A 15,719-nucleotide genomic window follows, 5' to 3' on the forward strand; every position below is an offset into this window, starting at 1 on the left:
CCAGGAGGCGTGCGAGATCGGCGCGACCGCGGCGCTGACCGACTCAGACTGGTTGTTCCCGACGTACCGCGACTCGATCGCCCTGCTCACCAGGGGCGTGCAGCCGGCCCAGGTGCTGTCGTTCTTCCGCGGCGACTGGCACTCGGCCTTCGATCCGGCGGCGCACCACGTCGCTCCGCAGGTCACTCCGCTGGCGACCCAGGCGCTGCACGCGGTCGGCTTCGCCATGGCGGCGAAGCTGCGGAACGAGCCGACGGCGACGCTCACATTTCTCGGCGACGGCGCCACGAGCGAGGGCGACGCGCACGAGGCGTTCAACTTCGCGGCGGTGTGGCAGACGCCGACGGTGTTCGTCATCCAGAACAACGGCTACGCGATCAGCGTGCCGTTCGCCAAGCAGTCGCATGCCCGCACCCTGGCGGACAAGGCGATCGGCTACGGCATGCCGGGCCATTTCGTGGACGGTAACGACATCGCGGCCGTCTACGCCGTGGTGGCTGATGCCCTCGCACGCGCCCGCCGCGGCGAAGGACCCACGATGATCGAGGGCCTCACCTACCGCATGGAGGCGCACACCAACTCGGACGACCCCACCCGCTACCGCACCGACGACGAGGTCGAGCGGTGGCGGGTGCTCGACCCGATCAGCCGCCTCGAGTCGTACCTCAGTACCGAGGGCGTGCTCACCGAGGAGCTGCGCAGCGAGATCGTGGATGCCGCGGAGCAGCTGGCGGCATCCACCCGCGACGCGATGAACGAGTCCCCGCACCTGGATCCGCTCGAGCTGTTCGACCACGTGTACGCATCGCCGCGCGCGTCGCTGGCGGAGCAGCGGGCGTATCTGGCCGACGAGCTGGCGGCATCCGGGTCGCCCCTGGCATCCGCCGCCGAGACGAGGAGCAGGTCATGACCATCGCACACCACACGGATGCCCCCGCGAGCGCGACCAGGCAGGCACCGGCATCCGTCACCCTCGCGAGTGCACTGAACGCCGCACTCGCCGACGCACTGGCCGACGACCCGAGCGTCGTCGTGTTCGGGGAGGATGTCGGCCCCCTCGGCGGCGTCTTCCGGGTGACAGACGGCCTCGCCGCACGGTTCGGCGAGACGCGCGTGTGGGACTCGCCACTGGCCGAAGCGGGCATCGTGGGCACTGCGATCGGCATGGCGATGAACGGCATGCGACCAGTCGTCGAGCTGCAGTTCGACGCGTTCAGCTATCCGGCGTTCGAGCAGATCACGTCGCACCTGGCCAAGATGCGCAACCGCACGAAGGGGCGCGTGCAGCTCCCCGTCGTGATCCGCATTCCGTACGCCGGCGGCATCGGCGGCGTCGAGCACCACTCCGACTCGTCCGAGGCGTATTGGACGCACACGCCGGGCCTCACCGTCGTCACGCCGTCGAACCCGACCGACGCGTACTGGATGCTCCGCCAGGCGATCTCCAGCGACGATCCGATCGTGTTCCTCGAGCCGAAGAGCCGCTACTGGATGAAGGAGACGCTCGACCGTTCGCGGCCGCAGGCCCCGCTCGACCGGGCCAGGGTCATCCGCACCGGAACCGACGTGACGCTCATGGCGTACGGGCCGACCGTGAAGACCGCTCTGGATGCCGCCGAGCTGGCCGAGCTCGAAGACCTCTCGGTCGAGGTGATCGACCTGCGCACTCTGTCGCCATTCGATGACGAGACGGTCGGGGCGTCCGCGCGCAAGACGTCGCGGGCGGCGGTGATCCACGAGGCGGCGCAGTTCGGCGGCTACGGCGCGGAGGTCGCCGCGCGCGTCACGGAGCGCAACTTCTTCCACCTCGCCGCGCCGGTTCTGCGCATCACCGGATTCGACATCCCATACCCGTCGCCGAAGCTCGAGGAGTATTACCTGCCGACGGCGGAGCGCGTGCTCGCGGCGCTCGACACCTGGGAGTGGTGAGCCGCATGGCGCAGAATGCGGATGCGCGCACGGAACGCTTCCTGCTGCCCGACCTCGGCGAGGGCCTCACCGAGGCGACCATCGTGTCGTGGCTGGTGCAGCCGGGAGACATCGTCGCGGTCGACCAGCCGGTCGTGGAGGTGGAGTCGGCGAAGTCCATCGCCGAGCTGCCCTCTCCGTTTGCGGGCCGGGTCGAGGGGCTGCATGCGGCGGTCGGAGACATCGTGCACAAGGATGACCCGCTCGTCACGATCGCGGTCGCCGCGGCGACTCCCGTATCGGCAACGGAGGGCACCGGGGACACGGCGTCCGCGGCTTCATCGACGGAGGCAGCGGAGCTGGTGCCGGGCACGGCGCTGCGAGCGGATGCCGGCGCCGACTCTGGTGCGTCCGGCGCCGTGCTCGTGGGGTACGGCGTGAGCGAGTCGACACGCACGTTCGCGCGTCCCACCGGTGGCCGGTTCGGCCGCGGACGCAGGCAGCACACCGGAACGACGACCCGCTCGCCCGTCGTCTCCCCGATCGTGCGCAAGCTGGCGCACGACAACGGCTTCGACGCGACTCAGCTCACCGGAAGCGGCCCCGGCTCCCTCGTCATGCGGGAGGACGTCGAGAAGGAGATCGCGGCACGTCAGATGGCCTCGCCTGCTACCGGCGGATCGCGTAACATGCCGGGACCGCGCGGCGGCAGGCAGGCATCCGACCTGCGCATCCCGATCGTCGGTGTGCGCAAGATCGTGGCCGACCACCTCACACACTCGCGGCAGACGATTCCGGATGCGACGATCTGGCTCGACGTCGACGCCACCGAACTGGTGCGCGCCAAGGAGCGGCTGGCGGAGAGCACCGGCGAGCGGTACAGCATCACGGCGCTCGTCGCGCGCTTCGTCGTGGCGGCGCTACGCCGTTTCCCCGTGCTGAACTCCTCCGTCGACGAGACGGCGGGCGAGATCGTGCAGCACTCCGCGGTGAACCTCGGTCTCGCCGCCCAGACCGGCCGCGGTCTCATGGTGCCGGTCGTGCGCGATGCCCAAGCGATGACGCTGAACCAGCTGCGGGATGCCATAGCATCCCTCACCGAGCACGCGAAGGCCGGCGACTACGCACCATCGATGCTGACCGGCGGCACGTTCACGCTGAACAACTACGGCTCGCTCGGTGTGGACGGATCTTCGCCCATCATCAACCACCCCGAGGTGGCGATGCTCGGGCTCGGCCGGCTGATGGAGCGCCCGTGGGTCGTGAACGGCGAGTTGGCGGTGCGCACGGTGGCGACGCTCTCGCTCGTGTTCGATCACCGGGTGTGCGACGGCGACGTGGCATCCGGCCTCATCACGTACGTCGCCCGCTGCATGCAGGAGCCGCTGCTCGCGCTGACCGAGCTGTGAGGGTCGTCACGTCCTCCCCGCGGAGCATCCCGGATGCCACCCTACGGCGGATGCGGGAACCGGGGCCGAGCGGGAGGCTTGCGGCATGACATCCTTCCGATTCGGCGCGGTCAGCGGTGCACACGGCGACGCCCGCGCCTGGGACGAAGCCGCCCGGCGTCTAGAGACGCTCGGATTCTCGGCCCTGCTCGTTCCCGACACGCTGTTCACGCCGTCGCCGTTCCTCGCACTCACGGCCGCCGCGGCGGCTACCTCGACGCTTCACCTCGGCACCTGGGTACTCAACTCGCCCCTGCGCACTCCGGCCGAGACCGTGCGCGAGACGCGCACCATCGTCGAACTCTCCGACGGACGATTCGAGCTGGGTCTCGGAGCGGGCCGCCCGCAGGGAGAGCAGGATGCCGCCGCCCTCGGCCGACGCTGGGGAACGCCCGGCGAGCGTGTCGACCGAGTCGAGGCGACCGTGGACGCGGTGCGGGCCGCCTTCGGCGACGACGTCCCGATCACTCTCGCGGCAGGCGGTGCACGGATGCTGCGCATCGCGGGCCGCAGTGCTCATGCGGTCGCGCTTCCGCTGTCCCCCACGGCGACGATCGCCGATGTCGCCGCCGCGGCGGACCGGGTGCGGGCATCCACCCCCGAGCACCGGCGACCGATCGAGCTGTCGCTGCAGATCTCAGGGGTGGGCGACGACATACCGGAGTGGACACGGCGGAGCACCGGAGCCACATCGAAAGCGTTGCGCGACACCGGGGCGGTCGGCCTGCTCTCGGGCGAGACCTCCCGTGACGCGGATGCCCTCCTCGGGTTGCGCGAGACGACAGGCGTCTCGTTCATCACGGTCTCCGACGAGTTCTCTGAGCGGCTCGCACCGCTCGTCGCTGAGCTCAGTGGCCGCTGAACCCCGGAAAGAAACGCTTCCGGATCAGCTCACGATCCCGGAGGTGTGGAAGATCGCACCAACCGCGAATGTCGTGAGCAGAGCGATGGCGCCCCCGACCACCATCCTTACCGTGGCACGCCACGATGATCCGCCACCCACCCGTGCGCTGACGACTCCGAACAAGCAGAGCGCGGCGAAGACGATGACGAAGGTGAGCGGTATCCGGATCGCTCCAGGCAGGAGCGTGGCACCCGCCAGCGGCAGGATACCGCCGACGAGGAAGGACACCGCAGATGCGAAGGCGGCAGCCCAGGGGTTCGCGTCCGCGCCCGGGTCGACATCCGCCGCCACGGAGCTGTTCGTCTTGTGGAACCGAAGAGCGTCCCGCTGACTGCTCACGGAGACGTACTCGCCGATCGCCATCGACAGTGCCCCACCGATGAGAGCGGCGAACCCGGCTGCTGCGATGACCCCTACGTTCGTGGTTGCAGCCGCTACGCCGACACTGACCGCGGCCACGGAGATCACACCGTCATTCGCACCCAGCACGCCAGCCCTGAGCACGTTGATCTTCGCGCCCAGCTTCTCAGAAGCATCCGCCTCCGGAGCACGAAGGTCGACTGAATGCAACGAGTCCATCAGTTCGGTCATGCTGCAATAACAGCAGACTGAATCGCGGATTTCCACGCAGGAGAGGCAACCCTAAATTGCGCGTCACCAGGCATTTGTATGGATAGCCTTGCCTATCTTGCAGCCGCCGGCGCGCCGTGGGCCCCAACGTCACCGTCACTCAGCGGCCGGTGAACTGCGGGCGGCGCTTCTCTCGGAAGGCGGCGAAGCCCTCCGCGTAGTCCGCGGTCGACGACAGCCCGACCTGGGCATCCGTCTCGTCGGCGATCGATTCCCACAGGCCGATCCGTTCGTCCCGGATCCGGGCGACGAGGCGCTTCTCCGCGAGGAACGCCGCGGTCGGCCCGGCCGCCACGGCCGCAGCCTTCTCGCGCGTGAACTCGAGTACGTCGTCCGCCGGGACAACGCGGCTGAACGCGCCGGATGCTACGGCATCCGCTCCGCTCATCAGATCGTCCGTGTAGATGAGGTCGAGTGTGCGGTGTGTGCCGAGCCGCTCGACGAACAGCGCGTGGCCGCCGGAGTCGAGCGCGGCGCCGAGGCCGGCGAACGGGGACCCGATCTTCGCGGAGTCCGCGACGTAGACGACGTCGCACGCCACGAGCAGGCCGAGCCCGACACCCAGACAGGCGCCCGTCGCCACGCCGAACGTCGGCGCGGGGAACTCGCTCAGCCTGTGCAGCAGCGCGGTGAGCCGGTCGAGGTAGCCGCGCGCGTCATCCGTCGCCGGATCCACCTGCGACACGTCGCGTCCGGCGCAGAACGCTCTGCCCTCACCGCGCAGCACGAGTGCCCGCGCGCCTTCTGCTGACTCGAGTGCGACATCCAGTTCGTCGAGCCCGTCGAGGTCGAGCGAATTGAGCTTCTGCGGCCAGTCGAGCACGACCTCGGTGACGTCACCGCTGCGTTCCACGCGTACCGACATGGCGTTCCTTCCTTGTTCAGGCGTCGTAGTCGACCATGACCTTTTCGCTCGTCGGGATCGACTGACAGGTGAGAACGTAGCCGCGATCCAGCTCCTCCTGCTCGAGCGCGTAGTTCTCGACCATGTCGACCGTGCCCTCGCGCAGCACCGCGCGGCAGGTGCCGCACACGCCGCCGGCACACGCGAACGGCACGTCGCCCCGCACCCGCAGCGCAGCGTTCAGGATGCTCTCCTGCGAGTGCTCCGCGCTCGTCACGGTCGAGGTCGTGCCGTCGAGCCGGAAGGAGATCGTGCACGTCTTCTCGCCGGGTTCGACCACGATCGGTCTTCCGCGCTGCGGCGTCGGGCTGCCCGGCTCGCCGGTCGTGAACAGTTCGTAGCGGATGCGATCGGCCGGCACCCCGCGCGCCCCGAGCGCGTCGCGGCACAGCTGCACCAGCTCGAACGGTCCGCAGAGGAACCACTCGTCCACGTCGTCGACCGGCACCAGGTCGTCGAGGATGCGGTTCAGCTTGCCCGCATCCAGGCGCCCGCTCAGCAGTTCGGAACTGCGTCGCTCGCGCGTGAGTACGTGGTACAGCGCGAGCCTCGACGGGTACCGGTCCTTCAGGTCGGCGAGCTCGTCGACGAACATGGTGTCCATCGCGGTTCGGTTCGAGTACACGAGCGAGAACCGGGTCGTCGGCGACGCCGCGAGCACACTCTGAGCCAGGGCGATCACCGGCGTGATGCCGCTTCCGGCGGCGATCGCCGCACAGTGCACAGCGCCGGCGGCGCCCGGCTCGGACGTCACCCGCGACGTGAACCGCCCCTCAGGGCTCATCACCTCGAGCGTCATGCCGGCGTGGAGGTTCTCCAGCGCCCAGGTGGAGAACACCCCGCCAAGGTCCCGTTTGATGCCCACCTTCAGCTCACCGGTCGGTTCGCCGGACGCGGGTGCCTGGCAGATCGAGAAGCTGCGGCGCAGCACGTCCCCGTCGATCTTCGTGCGGATCGCGATGTACTGCCCCGGCTCATAGTCGTACGCGTGCGCCAGCTCGGTCGGCACCGCGAACACGACCTCGATGGCATCCGGCGTCAGCTGTCGCACCGCGGACACGGTGAGCGTGTGGAACGCTCCGCGGCGCTTCGACTGCGACGGCAGCGGCGACGATGCGGCAGGGGTTTCGGGGGCGGCGCGCATCAGTGCGCCTTGAAGTGGTCGAACGGCTCTCCGCACTTCTGGCACAGGTACAGCGCCTTGCACGAGGTGGAGCCGAAGTGCGAGAGCTCGCGGGTGTGCAGCGAACCGCAGTGCGGGCAGCGGATGCCGAGCCCCAGACCCACGCGTCCGCCGCGTTCGCGCGGCGCTGGCGGGGCGATGCCGAACGCCTCGAGCTTTGCCTTGCCGCTCTCGCTCATCCAGTCCGTCGTCCACGCGGGAGCGAGCACGGTGCGCACCTCGACGTGCCGGTAGCCGGCATCCGTGAGCGTCGTTATGATGTCGTCGCGCATCGCGTCGACGGCCGGACACCCGGAATACGTCGGCGTGATCTCGACCCGCACCGTCGCATCCTCGCCCTCGCCCGCGACGTGCACGGAGCGCAGCACGCCGAGGTCCTCGATCGTGAGCACGGGCACCTCCGGGTCGCAGACCTCTGCGGCGAGCGCCCACACTCGGCGCTCCTGCGTGGTCACACTCACCATGTCGCCCCCGGATGCTGCCTGGCGAGCACCTGCATCTCCGCCAGCAGGTGCCCGAACGTCTCGGTGTGCACGCCGCGTCGCCCGCCACCGCCGGCCGCCGGCACGTCCGGCACCTGGAGTCCGGACTCCGCGATCACCGCGGGCACGGTGCGGTCGAAAGCGTCGCGCAGTATCTCGGGTGCCACCGCGACGCCGTCGAGCGCAGTCGCGGCCTGGTCGGGCCGGAAGAGCTCGTCGACGAACGGCCACATGGCATCCAGACCCGCCTGCATGCGCTCGTGCGAGACGTCGGTGCCGAGGCCGAGACGCCTGGTCCACTGCACGCTGTGGTCGAGGTGGTAGTCGACCTCCTTCGCGGCCTTCGCTGCGATGGCCGCGAGCGTCGGGTCGGTGGATGCCTGCAGCCGCGCATACAACGCATCGAAGTAGACGGAGGCGATGAGCTGCCTCGCGACGGTGTGGGCGAAGTCGCCGTTCGGGCGCTCGAACAGCTGATGGTTGCGGAATTCCGGCTCGTCGCGGAAGTACGCCAGGTCGTCCTCGCTCTTGTTCCACGCGGAGCCCGCGTAGGTGAGGAACGAGCGCGCGTGACCGAGCACGTCGAGGCCGATGTTCGCCAGAGCGACGTCCTCCTCGAGCTCGGGGGCATGCGCGATCCACTCCCCCAAGCGCTGCGCCAGGATGAGCGCGTCGTCGCCGAGCCCGAGCGCGTACCGCGCGACCTCGTCGCCCGGCCGCTGAAGGCCGTCGGCGAGCTCCCGCTCGATCGTCTCGGCCGAGACGGCGGTGGAGATGGCGCGCTTCGTGTGCCTCACAGGTGCGGCACCCCTTCGGAGGCGGTGTAGTACGTCGCGTGCCGGAACTCCTTGCCCTCGGCGGACTCGAAGAACGCGCCACGGGCATCCACATCGGATGCCGTGATCGCACTCGACGGCACGACCCAGACCGAGACGCCCTCACCGCGGCGGGTGTAGAGGTCGCGGGCGTTGCGCACCGCCATCACGGCATCGGGCGCGTGCAGCGACCCGGCGTGCACGTGCGACAGCCCGCGGGAGGAGCGGATGAACACCTCCCAGAGCGGCCACGTCTCTCTGTTGGCCTTGCCGCGGTCGCGGTCGGCGGCGCCGGCGTCCGAATCGGGCGCACCCATCAGGCGATCCTCTCCAGAGCAGCGGACCGGTCGGCGTCCTCGCGCTCGGCGTACGCCCGCGCCGCCTCGCGCACCCAGGCGCCCTCCTCGTGCGCGGCACGACGGTTGGCCAGCCGAACCGTGTTCGCCTGGCCGTGCCCCGCGAGCACGGCGTAGAACTCGTCCCAGTCCAGCTCGCCGAAGTCGTAGTGCCCGCGCTCCTCGTTCCACTTCAGGTCGGGGTCGGGCAGCGTCACGCCGAGCACCTCGGCCTGGGGAACGATCATGTCCACGAACCGCTGTCGCAGGTCGTCGTTGCTGAACCGCTTGATCTTCCACGCCATGCTGCGCTGGGAGTTGGGGGACTCGGCATCCGTCGGTCCGAACATCATGAGCGCGGGGGCGTACCAGCGGTTCACGGACTCCTGCGCCATCCGCTGCTGCTCGGGCGTGCCGCGCATGAGCGTAAGCAGGATCTCGAATCCCTGCCGCTGGTGGAACGACTCCTCCTTGCAGATGCGCACCATCGCGCGGCCGTACGGCGCGTACGAGCAGCGGCACAGCGGCACCTGGTTGCAGATCGCTGCGCCGTCGACGAGCCATCCGATGGAGCCCATGTCGGCCCAGGTGGGCGTCGTGTAGTTGAAGATCGAGGAGTACTTCGCCTTGCCGGTGAGCAGCTGCTCGTACATGGTGTCGCGATCGATGCCGAGCGTCTGCGTCGCGGAATAGAGGTACAGGCCATGGCCCGCCTCGTCCTGCACCTTCGCCATCAGGATCGCCTTGCGCTTCAGGCTCGGCGCCCGCGTGATCCAGTTGCCCTCCGGCTGCATGCCGATGATCTCGGAGTGCGCGTGCTGGGACATCTGGCGGATGAGCGTCTTGCGGTACGCCTCGGGCATCCAGTCGGTCGGCTCGACTCGGGAGTCTTCGTCGATCAGCCGCTGGAAGGCCAGCTCCTCGGCGGACGGCTCGGCCGCGGCATCCGCCTGCTGCGTCGTGGACATCGTCGTCTCCGCTTCTATACTTACCGAACGTTCAGTTAGTATATCAACACACGTTCGATGAGGAGCGACATGAGCAGTCAGACGATGATGCAGCGTGACAGGGCGTCGGCGGCCCTCGGCATCGAGGTCATCACCGACGAAGCGGGTTACGCGGTGGTGAGGATGCCCGTGCGCGACGACATGCTCAACGGATTCGACATCATCCACGGCGGGCTTGTGTTCGCACTCGCGGACACGGCGTTCGCGATCGCCTGCAACGAGGACGACGACGTCACGGTCGCGGCCGGCGCTGACATCACGTTCCTCAAGTCGACGACCACCGGAGCGGTGCTCACGGCGACCGCACGCCGTGTGGTGCGCAGCGGCCGCACCGGGCTGTACGACGTGAGCATCGTCGACGACACGGGCGATCCCGTCGCGGAGTTCCGCGGCCGCTCCGTCACCACCCGGCGTCCGGCACCCGCCACCTGAAGGAACGAGCGTGTTCGTGACAGCAGGCGGGTTCGTGAGGTGCGCAGTTCAGGACCAGCGGGACCTCGGCCGCTATATGCGGGCCAACCGTCCACTTACCTGATCTACGAACATCCGGCCGCGAGCGCGGCCCCGAATTGCACAAGAGGAGGCCGTCGATGACGACGACACAGACCGCGGCGCTGCGGATGGCGCCGGCCGACCCGGAATCCCTCGATCCGGCCGAGCGGCTGAGCGTCGACGACCTGCGCGCCCTGCAGCTCGAGCGGCTGCAGTGGACGGTGCGGCATGCCTACGACAACGTGCCGCTGTACCGACGAAAGCTGGACGAGGCGGGCGTCGCGCCCGCGGACATCCACTCGCTCGACGACGTGCGGCTGCTGCCGCTCACGACGAAGGCGGACCTGCGCGAGACGTACCCGTTCGGCATGTTCGCGGTGCCGATGTCGAAGGTGGCGCGCATCCACGCATCCAGTGGCACGACGGGGCGCCCGACCGTCGTCGGCTACACGCTCGGCGACCTGGAGCGCTGGGGCGAGCTGGTGGCGCGGTCGCTGCGGGCCTCCGGTGTGCGACCGGGCATGAAGGTGCACAACGCGTACGGCTATGGCCTCTTCACCGGCGGGCTCGGCGCGCACGCGGGCATCGAAAGGCTCGGCGCCACGGTCATCCCGGTCTCTGGCGGACAGACCGCGAGACAAGTGCAGCTCATCACGGACTTCGAGCCGGACGCCATCATGTGCACCCCGAGCTACCTGCTCACGATCGCGGATGCCATGGAGCACGCGGGCATCGACCCGCGCTCCACGCGCCTGAGGGTGGCGATCCTCGGTGCTGAGCCGTGGACGAACGAGCTGCGCCGCACGATCGAGCAGCGCATGAACCTGGACGCCGTCGACATCTACGGGCTCAGCGAGGTGATGGGACCGGGCGTCGCGAACGAGTGCGTGGAGACGAAGGATGGCCCGCACATCTGGGAGGACCACTTCCTTCCGGAGGTGATCGACGAGAACGGCGAGCCGCTGCCCGACGGCGAGACCGGAGAGCTCGTGTTCACCTCGCTCACCAAGGAGGCGTTCCCGGTGCTTCGCTATCGCACCCGCGACCTCACGCGGCTGCTGCCCGGCACGGCGAGGCCGGCGATGCGACGCATGGAGCGCATCACCGGACGTAACGACGACATGATCATCTTGCGCGGCGTGAACCTGTTCCCGACGCAGATCGAGGAGCTCGTGCTCGGCATCGAGACGCTGACCCCGCACTTCGTGCTCGAGCTGACGAAGGCCGGAGCGATGGATGCCATGACCGTGCGCATCGAACGCCACCCGACCCTTCCGCGTGAGACCTGCGAGGCGGCAGCCGTGGTGCTGGCTGAGCGGATCAAGAGCCGGCTCGGCTCCACGGTGGAGATCAAGCTGGAGGAGCCCGGAACGCTGCCGCGCAGCGAGGGCAAGTACAAGAGGGTGTACGACCTCCGGTAGCTCGCGGCTGCCAGACTGGGGTGCGATGACTGAGACGACGCGGCGCGGCAGGCCGGGCTACGACCAGCGCGGTGTGCTCGAGGTGGCGGTGAAGGCCTTCAACGAGTTCGGCTACGACGCAACCTCGATCGGGGTGCTGGCCGAGCGGCTGGGACTGTCGAAGTCCGCGATCTATCACCACGTGGCATCCAAGGACGAACTTCTCGAGCTCGCCCTGAACGAGGCGCTCGACGGCCTCGAGGGCGTGCTGCTCGAAGACGGGGCGCGCACCGGTGCGGCCGCAGACCGCCTTGCTCACGTGCTGCGCGGTGCGGTGCTCGTGCTCGTCGAGCGGCTGCCGTACGTCACCCTGCTGCTGCGGGTGCGCGGCAACACCGAGGTCGAGCGCACCGCACTCGCTCGCCGCCGGGCCTTCGACCGCTCGGTTGCCGCCCTCGTGAAGGATGCCCGCGACGAGGGCTCCCTGCGTGCAGACATCGACCCCGGCATCGCGACCCGCCTGCTGTTCGGCATGATCAACTCGATCGTCGAGTGGTACCGCCCGGGCGGCCCGGAGAGCGCCGAGCAGCTCGCCGACGACGTGCTCACGGTCGCACTCGACGGCCTGCGCGTCGCCCGCCCCGGCGCCTAGGCCGGGCATCCCGCAAATGGTGGACGCGTCGTGCCGCCCGGTTTCAGAGGCATCTCGCGTCCACAATTCGGTGCCGTGGTCGTAGCGGGATGCTGACCTCGTGATGATCGCGACTCCGCGACTCCGGCTCGAGCCGATCTCGCCGGAGCTCGCGGCACGCATCGTCGCGGGCCGTCGGGAGCCGACGGATGCCTGGCATCCGGAGTATCCAATGGCGGACGAACTCGTTCCGCTCCGCTCCCTCGCGTCGTCAGCCCATCCGGATCCGATCTTCACGATCTACCTGATCCGGCTGCGGTCCGACGGCCTCGCGATCGGCGGACTCGGCTTCTTCGGGCCACCGGACGAGAACGGACGGATCGAGTTCGGATACGGGCTCGTGGCTGCCGCTCGCGGTCGAGGCCTCGCCACCGAGGCCGTCCTGGCAGCGCTCGACTTCGCGGCGACCGCCGGAGCGCGAAGTGCTGCGGCCGTCACCGATCTCGACCTCGCGTCCCAGCGCGTGCTCCTCAAGGCCGGGATGACCGAGGTCAACCGGTCGGAGACGCAGGTGTTCTACGAGCGCGAGCTGCCCCGACCGTAATCCCGCAGGTTTCGATACGCCGCTCCGCGGCTAATGGCGATTGAGGTGAGCGTTGAGCGAGCTTGCTCGCTCAACCGAGCCGAGTGAGCCGTTGAGGCGCGAAGCCCCGATACTCAACCGACGGTAGGGGCCCACTCCTTCGCGACCAGGGTCAGCACGTCGTAGGTGGCGACGACCTCGTCGCGCTGGTTGGTGAGCACGGCGTCCCAGCGAACCTCGCCGTAGTCGTCCGTCTCGCGAGGCGTGATCTGCTTCGCCGTCAGGTCGACGCGGATGCTGTCCCCCGGCGAGACCGGCGTGAGGAATCGCAGGTTCTCCAAACCGTAGTTGGCCAGAACAGGGCCCGGATCGGGGTCGACGAAGAGCCCAGCCGCGAACGAGACCAGGAGATACCCGTGCGCCACCCGCCCAGGGAAGAACGGATTGGCGGATGCCGCCTCCTCGTCCATGTGCGCGTAGAACGTGTCGCCGGTGAACTCGGCGAAGTGCTCGATGTCGTCGAGCGTCACCTCGCGCGGCTGTGATGTGACCCGGTCGCCGATCCGCAGCTCGGACAGCGGCTTGCGGAACGGATGCCTGCCACCGGCATCCGCCGCCGCTCCGGCGTGCCACTCCCCCGTGATGGCCGTCAGCATGTCCGGCGACCCCTGGATCGCCGTGCGCTGCATGTGGTGCAGTACCGCACGGATGCCGCCCAGCTCCTCGCCGCCTCCCGCGCGACCGGGGCCGCCGTGCACGAGGTGCGGCACCGGGGATCCGTGGCCGGTCGACGTACGTGCGTCGTCGCGGTCGAGCACGAGCACGCGGCCGTTGTAGGCGGCGATGCCGGAGACGAGGTCGACGACCTCGTTGGCGTCGTGGGATGCGACGCTCGTCACGAGGGAACCGCGGCCGGCCGCGACCAGGGCGATGGCGTCCGCCGTCTCGCCGTAGCCGAGCACGCTCGCGACCGGACCGAACGCCTCGATGCGGTGCACGGCATCCGTCCACGGATCCTCGAACTCGAGCAGGATGGGCGCCACAAAGGCGCCATCAGGGTCTGCAGATCGGCTGCCGTCGGCGTGCACGACCTCGGGCGCGTCCAGGGATCCGAGCACGATCCGTCCGCCCGCGTCGACGAGACGGCCCACCTGCCGCAGCACCTCGGCACGCTGCTCACGCGAGGCGAGCGGGCCCATGGTGACACCCTCGGCGCGCGGGTCCCCGATCACGACGCGCTGCGCGATCCTGTCACCGATCGCCGCCATGACCGCTCCACGCATCCGCTCCGGCACGATGACGCGGCGGATCGCCGTGCACTTCTGACCGGCCTTCACCGTCAGCTCGGTGACGACGCTCTTCACGAACGCGTCGAACTCGGGCGTGCCGGGTGCAGCATCCTTGCCCAGCACGGAGGCGTTGATCGAGTCGGTCTCGCTCGTGAATCGCACCCCGCCGGTACGAACGGACTCATGGCCTTTCAGCCGTTCGGCTGTCGAGGCGGAGCCTGTGAACGACACGAGGTCGCCGAGCCGGAGAGCGTCGAGCAGTCCCGGGACGCTGCCGGAGACGAGCTGCAGCGTGCCCTCGGGCAGCAGCCCTGAGTCGACGAGGACGCGCACGTATGCCTCGGCGAGGTATCCGGTCGGTGTCGCCGGCTTCACGAGCGTGGGCACGCCGGCCAGGAATGCCGGCGCGAACTTCTCCAGCGAACCCCACACCGGAAAGTTGAACGCGTTGATCTGCACCGCGACGCCCGGCAGCCTGCTATACACATGCCGGCCGAGGAATGTGCCGTCCTTCGAGAGCCGCTCCGCCGGTCCGTCGACCACGACCTGCGTGTTCGGCAGCTCGCGCTGCCCCTTCGACGAGTAGGTGAAGAGCACGCCGATGCCGCCGTCGATGTCGACCATGGCATCCGTCTTCGTCGTTCCGCCGCGCGCCGAGAGCTCGTACAGCTCGTCCTTGCGCTCGGTGAGCGCCTGCGCGAACTGCTTGAGCAGCAGTGCACGCTGGTGGAACGTGAGCCGGCCCAGGGATGCCTGCCCCACGGTGCGCGCGTACTCCAGCGCGCCCGCGAAGTCGAGTCCGTTCGTGCTGATGCGGGTCACCACCTCGCCGGTGGATGCGTCGCGCACGTCGACGGCGTCGCTGACGTCGTCGGGCGTCCACCACGCTCCCTGCACGTAGCTGGGCAGTATGTCGGTCATCGTGTGCCTCCTGCTGTCGGCTGATACCCTGCCGAACGTTCGGTCTGGGATGAATCGAGGTGCGCCATGGCGGCGGAAGACGACGGCACGTGGCGCATCGCGCTCGGCGAACTCGACGAGAAGATGGGCGTCGAGATCCTCGAGCAGTCGGCGCAGCGCGTCGTCGCGACCATGCCGGTCGAGGGCAACCGGCAGTCGTTCGGGCTGCTGCACGGAGGAGCATCCGTGGCGTTCGCCGAGGCGCTCGGATCGTGGGCGGCCGTCATCCACGCGGGTCCGGGGCGGAGCGCGGTCGGCGTCGACATCAACGCGACCCACCACCGGTCGGCGCGCTCGGGCCTCGTGACGGGCGTCGCGACCGCGATCCGGCTCGGCCGCACAGTCACTTCGCACGAGGTCGTCGTGACCGACGAGGAGGGCAACCGGCTCTGCACGGCGCGTATCACCAACCTCATCATCGACGCCCCGGAGCGGTAGGGGCGTCGGGGGCCGAAGGGGCGTCGCCCTCGGTCCAGTCGTAGAAGCCGCGGCCCGACTTCCGCCCGAGCAAGCCCTCGGCGACCATGCGCCGCAACAGCTCTGGCGGCTCGAATCGCGGGCCGAGCTCGCGCGCGAGATACTCGGCGATGTCGAGGCGCACATCCAGCCCGACGATGTCGGTGAGCCGGAGCGGGCCGACCGGATGCTTGTAGCCGAGGGTCATCGCCGTATCGATGTCCTCGGGCGTCGCGACGCCGTCCTCCACCATTCGGATCGCCTCGAGCCCGAGCAGCACGCCGAGGCGCGA

The 15,719-nt window shown here is 69.3% G+C and carries 18 protein-coding genes; 9 read left to right on the top strand and 9 right to left on the bottom strand.

Annotated features, from left to right (window positions below):
- From ACTHNC_RS05825 to ACTHNC_RS05840, 4 genes are all read left to right on the top strand, one after another.
- On the top strand, positions 1-910 hold a 910-nt coding region (locus ACTHNC_RS05825; protein ID WP_440293657.1), incomplete at its 5' end, for a thiamine pyrophosphate-dependent enzyme.
- A complete protein-coding gene (locus tag ACTHNC_RS05830; RefSeq protein WP_440293658.1) occupies positions 907-1,929 on the top strand; it encodes an alpha-ketoacid dehydrogenase subunit beta in 1,023 nt (340 codons plus the stop codon). The genes ACTHNC_RS05825 and ACTHNC_RS05830, both read left to right, overlap by 4 nt.
- 5 nt (positions 1,930-1,934) lie before the next feature.
- Positions 1,935-3,317: a dihydrolipoamide acetyltransferase family protein gene (locus ACTHNC_RS05835; RefSeq protein ID WP_440293659.1), complete on the top strand. Its 1,383-nt coding sequence runs from the start codon at positions 1,935-1,937 to the stop codon at positions 3,315-3,317.
- Between the two features lie 85 nt (positions 3,318-3,402).
- Complete coding sequence (locus ACTHNC_RS05840) at positions 3,403-4,218, top strand: LLM class flavin-dependent oxidoreductase (protein ID WP_440293660.1); 816 nt, start codon at positions 3,403-3,405, stop codon at positions 4,216-4,218.
- Positions 4,219-4,242: 24 nt separating this feature from the next.
- On the opposite strand, the gene ACTHNC_RS05845 is transcribed toward ACTHNC_RS05840, so the two are convergent.
- The 7 genes from ACTHNC_RS05845 to paaA form a co-directional block, all read right to left on the bottom strand.
- A complete protein-coding gene (locus ACTHNC_RS05845) occupies positions 4,243-4,851 on the bottom strand; it encodes a VIT1/CCC1 transporter family protein (RefSeq protein ID WP_440293661.1) in 609 nt (202 codons plus the stop codon).
- Positions 4,852-4,990: 139 nt separating this feature from the next.
- Positions 4,991-5,755 carry an enoyl-CoA hydratase/isomerase family protein gene (locus tag ACTHNC_RS05850; RefSeq protein WP_440293662.1) on the bottom strand — a complete coding sequence of 255 codons (765 nt, stop codon included), beginning with the start codon at positions 5,753-5,755 and terminating at the stop codon, positions 4,991-4,993.
- 16 nt (positions 5,756-5,771) lie between these two features.
- A complete protein-coding gene (gene paaE, locus ACTHNC_RS05855; RefSeq protein ID WP_440293663.1) occupies positions 5,772-6,938 on the bottom strand; it encodes a 1,2-phenylacetyl-CoA epoxidase subunit PaaE in 1,167 nt (388 codons plus the stop codon).
- Entirely contained in the window at positions 6,938-7,441 is a 504-nt protein-coding gene (gene paaD / locus ACTHNC_RS05860; protein WP_440293664.1) for a 1,2-phenylacetyl-CoA epoxidase subunit PaaD, read from the bottom strand. The genes paaE and paaD overlap by 1 nt, the downstream gene beginning before the upstream one ends.
- The gene (paaC, locus tag ACTHNC_RS05865) at positions 7,435-8,256 is read right to left on the bottom strand and encodes a 1,2-phenylacetyl-CoA epoxidase subunit PaaC (protein ID WP_440293665.1); all 822 of its coding nucleotides are present in this window, start codon (positions 8,254-8,256) and stop codon (positions 7,435-7,437) included. The genes paaD and paaC overlap by 7 nt, the downstream gene beginning before the upstream one ends.
- On the bottom strand, positions 8,253-8,591 hold the full coding sequence (gene paaB, locus ACTHNC_RS05870) for a 1,2-phenylacetyl-CoA epoxidase subunit PaaB (protein WP_440293666.1): 339 nt from the start codon (positions 8,589-8,591) through the stop codon (positions 8,253-8,255). The genes paaC and paaB overlap by 4 nt, the downstream gene beginning before the upstream one ends.
- Positions 8,591-9,577: a 1,2-phenylacetyl-CoA epoxidase subunit PaaA gene (gene paaA, locus ACTHNC_RS05875; protein ID WP_440293667.1), complete on the bottom strand. Its 987-nt coding sequence runs from the start codon at positions 9,575-9,577 to the stop codon at positions 8,591-8,593. The genes paaB and paaA overlap by 1 nt, the downstream gene beginning before the upstream one ends.
- 69 nt (positions 9,578-9,646) lie before the next feature.
- Here paaA and paaI point away from each other — a divergent pair, with 69 nt between their 5' ends.
- The 4 genes from paaI (at position 9,647) to ACTHNC_RS05895 (ending at position 12,743) form a co-directional block, all read left to right on the top strand.
- Positions 9,647-10,048, top strand: coding sequence for a hydroxyphenylacetyl-CoA thioesterase PaaI (paaI, locus tag ACTHNC_RS05880; RefSeq protein WP_440293668.1), 402 nt, complete (start codon positions 9,647-9,649; stop codon positions 10,046-10,048).
- 158 nt (positions 10,049-10,206) lie between these two features.
- A complete protein-coding gene (gene paaK, locus ACTHNC_RS05885) occupies positions 10,207-11,529 on the top strand; it encodes a phenylacetate--CoA ligase PaaK (protein ID WP_440293669.1) in 1,323 nt (440 codons plus the stop codon).
- 25 nt (positions 11,530-11,554) lie between these two features.
- Positions 11,555-12,160, top strand: coding sequence for a TetR/AcrR family transcriptional regulator (locus tag ACTHNC_RS05890; protein ID WP_440293670.1), 606 nt, complete (start codon positions 11,555-11,557; stop codon positions 12,158-12,160).
- Between the two features lie 103 nt (positions 12,161-12,263).
- Positions 12,264-12,743: a GNAT family N-acetyltransferase gene (locus tag ACTHNC_RS05895; protein ID WP_440293674.1), complete on the top strand. Its 480-nt coding sequence runs from the start codon at positions 12,264-12,266 to the stop codon at positions 12,741-12,743.
- A gap of 113 nt (positions 12,744-12,856) precedes the next feature.
- Here ACTHNC_RS05895 and paaZ read toward each other — a convergent pair whose 3' ends face one another.
- The gene (paaZ, locus tag ACTHNC_RS05900) at positions 12,857-14,932 is read right to left on the bottom strand and encodes a phenylacetic acid degradation bifunctional protein PaaZ (protein ID WP_440293671.1); all 2,076 of its coding nucleotides are present in this window, start codon (positions 14,930-14,932) and stop codon (positions 12,857-12,859) included.
- A 66-nt stretch (positions 14,933-14,998) separates the two neighbouring features.
- On the opposite strand from paaZ, the gene ACTHNC_RS05905 reads away from it, so the two are divergent.
- Positions 14,999-15,409, top strand: coding sequence for a PaaI family thioesterase (locus tag ACTHNC_RS05905; protein WP_440293672.1), 411 nt, complete (start codon positions 14,999-15,001; stop codon positions 15,407-15,409).
- Here the strand turns inward: ACTHNC_RS05905 and ACTHNC_RS05910 are convergent.
- On the bottom strand, positions 15,387-15,719 hold a 333-nt coding region (locus ACTHNC_RS05910), incomplete at its 5' end, for a 3-hydroxyacyl-CoA dehydrogenase family protein (protein WP_440293673.1). The genes ACTHNC_RS05905 and ACTHNC_RS05910 overlap by 23 nt on opposite strands.

The sequence above is a fragment of the Humibacter sp. genome (assembly GCF_051954055.1).
GTDB lineage: Bacteria > Actinomycetota > Actinomycetes > Actinomycetales > Microbacteriaceae > Humibacter.

Coding starts and splice junctions, on each gene's coding strand:
- paaK (WP_440293669.1), top strand. CDS start 10,207: ATGACGACGACACAGACCGCGGCGCTGCGGATGGCGCCGGCCGACCCG.
- paaD (WP_440293664.1), bottom strand. CDS start 7,441: ATGGTGAGTGTGACCACGCAGGAGCGCCGAGTGTGGGCGCTCGCCGCA.
- ACTHNC_RS05840 (WP_440293660.1), top strand. CDS start 3,403: ATGACATCCTTCCGATTCGGCGCGGTCAGCGGTGCACACGGCGACGCC.
- paaA (WP_440293667.1), bottom strand. CDS start 9,577: ATGTCCACGACGCAGCAGGCGGATGCCGCGGCCGAGCCGTCCGCCGAG.
- ACTHNC_RS05890 (WP_440293670.1), top strand. CDS start 11,555: ATGACTGAGACGACGCGGCGCGGCAGGCCGGGCTACGACCAGCGCGGT.
- ACTHNC_RS05835 (WP_440293659.1), top strand. CDS start 1,935: ATGGCGCAGAATGCGGATGCGCGCACGGAACGCTTCCTGCTGCCCGAC.
- ACTHNC_RS05830 (WP_440293658.1), top strand. CDS start 907: ATGACCATCGCACACCACACGGATGCCCCCGCGAGCGCGACCAGGCAG.
- paaZ (WP_440293671.1), bottom strand. CDS start 14,932: ATGACCGACATACTGCCCAGCTACGTGCAGGGAGCGTGGTGGACGCCC.
- ACTHNC_RS05895 (WP_440293674.1), top strand. CDS start 12,264: ATGATCGCGACTCCGCGACTCCGGCTCGAGCCGATCTCGCCGGAGCTC.
- paaE (WP_440293663.1), bottom strand. CDS start 6,938: ATGCGCGCCGCCCCCGAAACCCCTGCCGCATCGTCGCCGCTGCCGTCG.
- paaI (WP_440293668.1), top strand. CDS start 9,647: ATGAGCAGTCAGACGATGATGCAGCGTGACAGGGCGTCGGCGGCCCTC.
- ACTHNC_RS05905 (WP_440293672.1), top strand. CDS start 14,999: ATGGCGGCGGAAGACGACGGCACGTGGCGCATCGCGCTCGGCGAACTC.
- paaB (WP_440293666.1), bottom strand. CDS start 8,591: ATGGGTGCGCCCGATTCGGACGCCGGCGCCGCCGACCGCGACCGCGGC.
- ACTHNC_RS05845 (WP_440293661.1), bottom strand. CDS start 4,851: ATGACCGAACTGATGGACTCGTTGCATTCAGTCGACCTTCGTGCTCCG.
- ACTHNC_RS05850 (WP_440293662.1), bottom strand. CDS start 5,755: ATGTCGGTACGCGTGGAACGCAGCGGTGACGTCACCGAGGTCGTGCTC.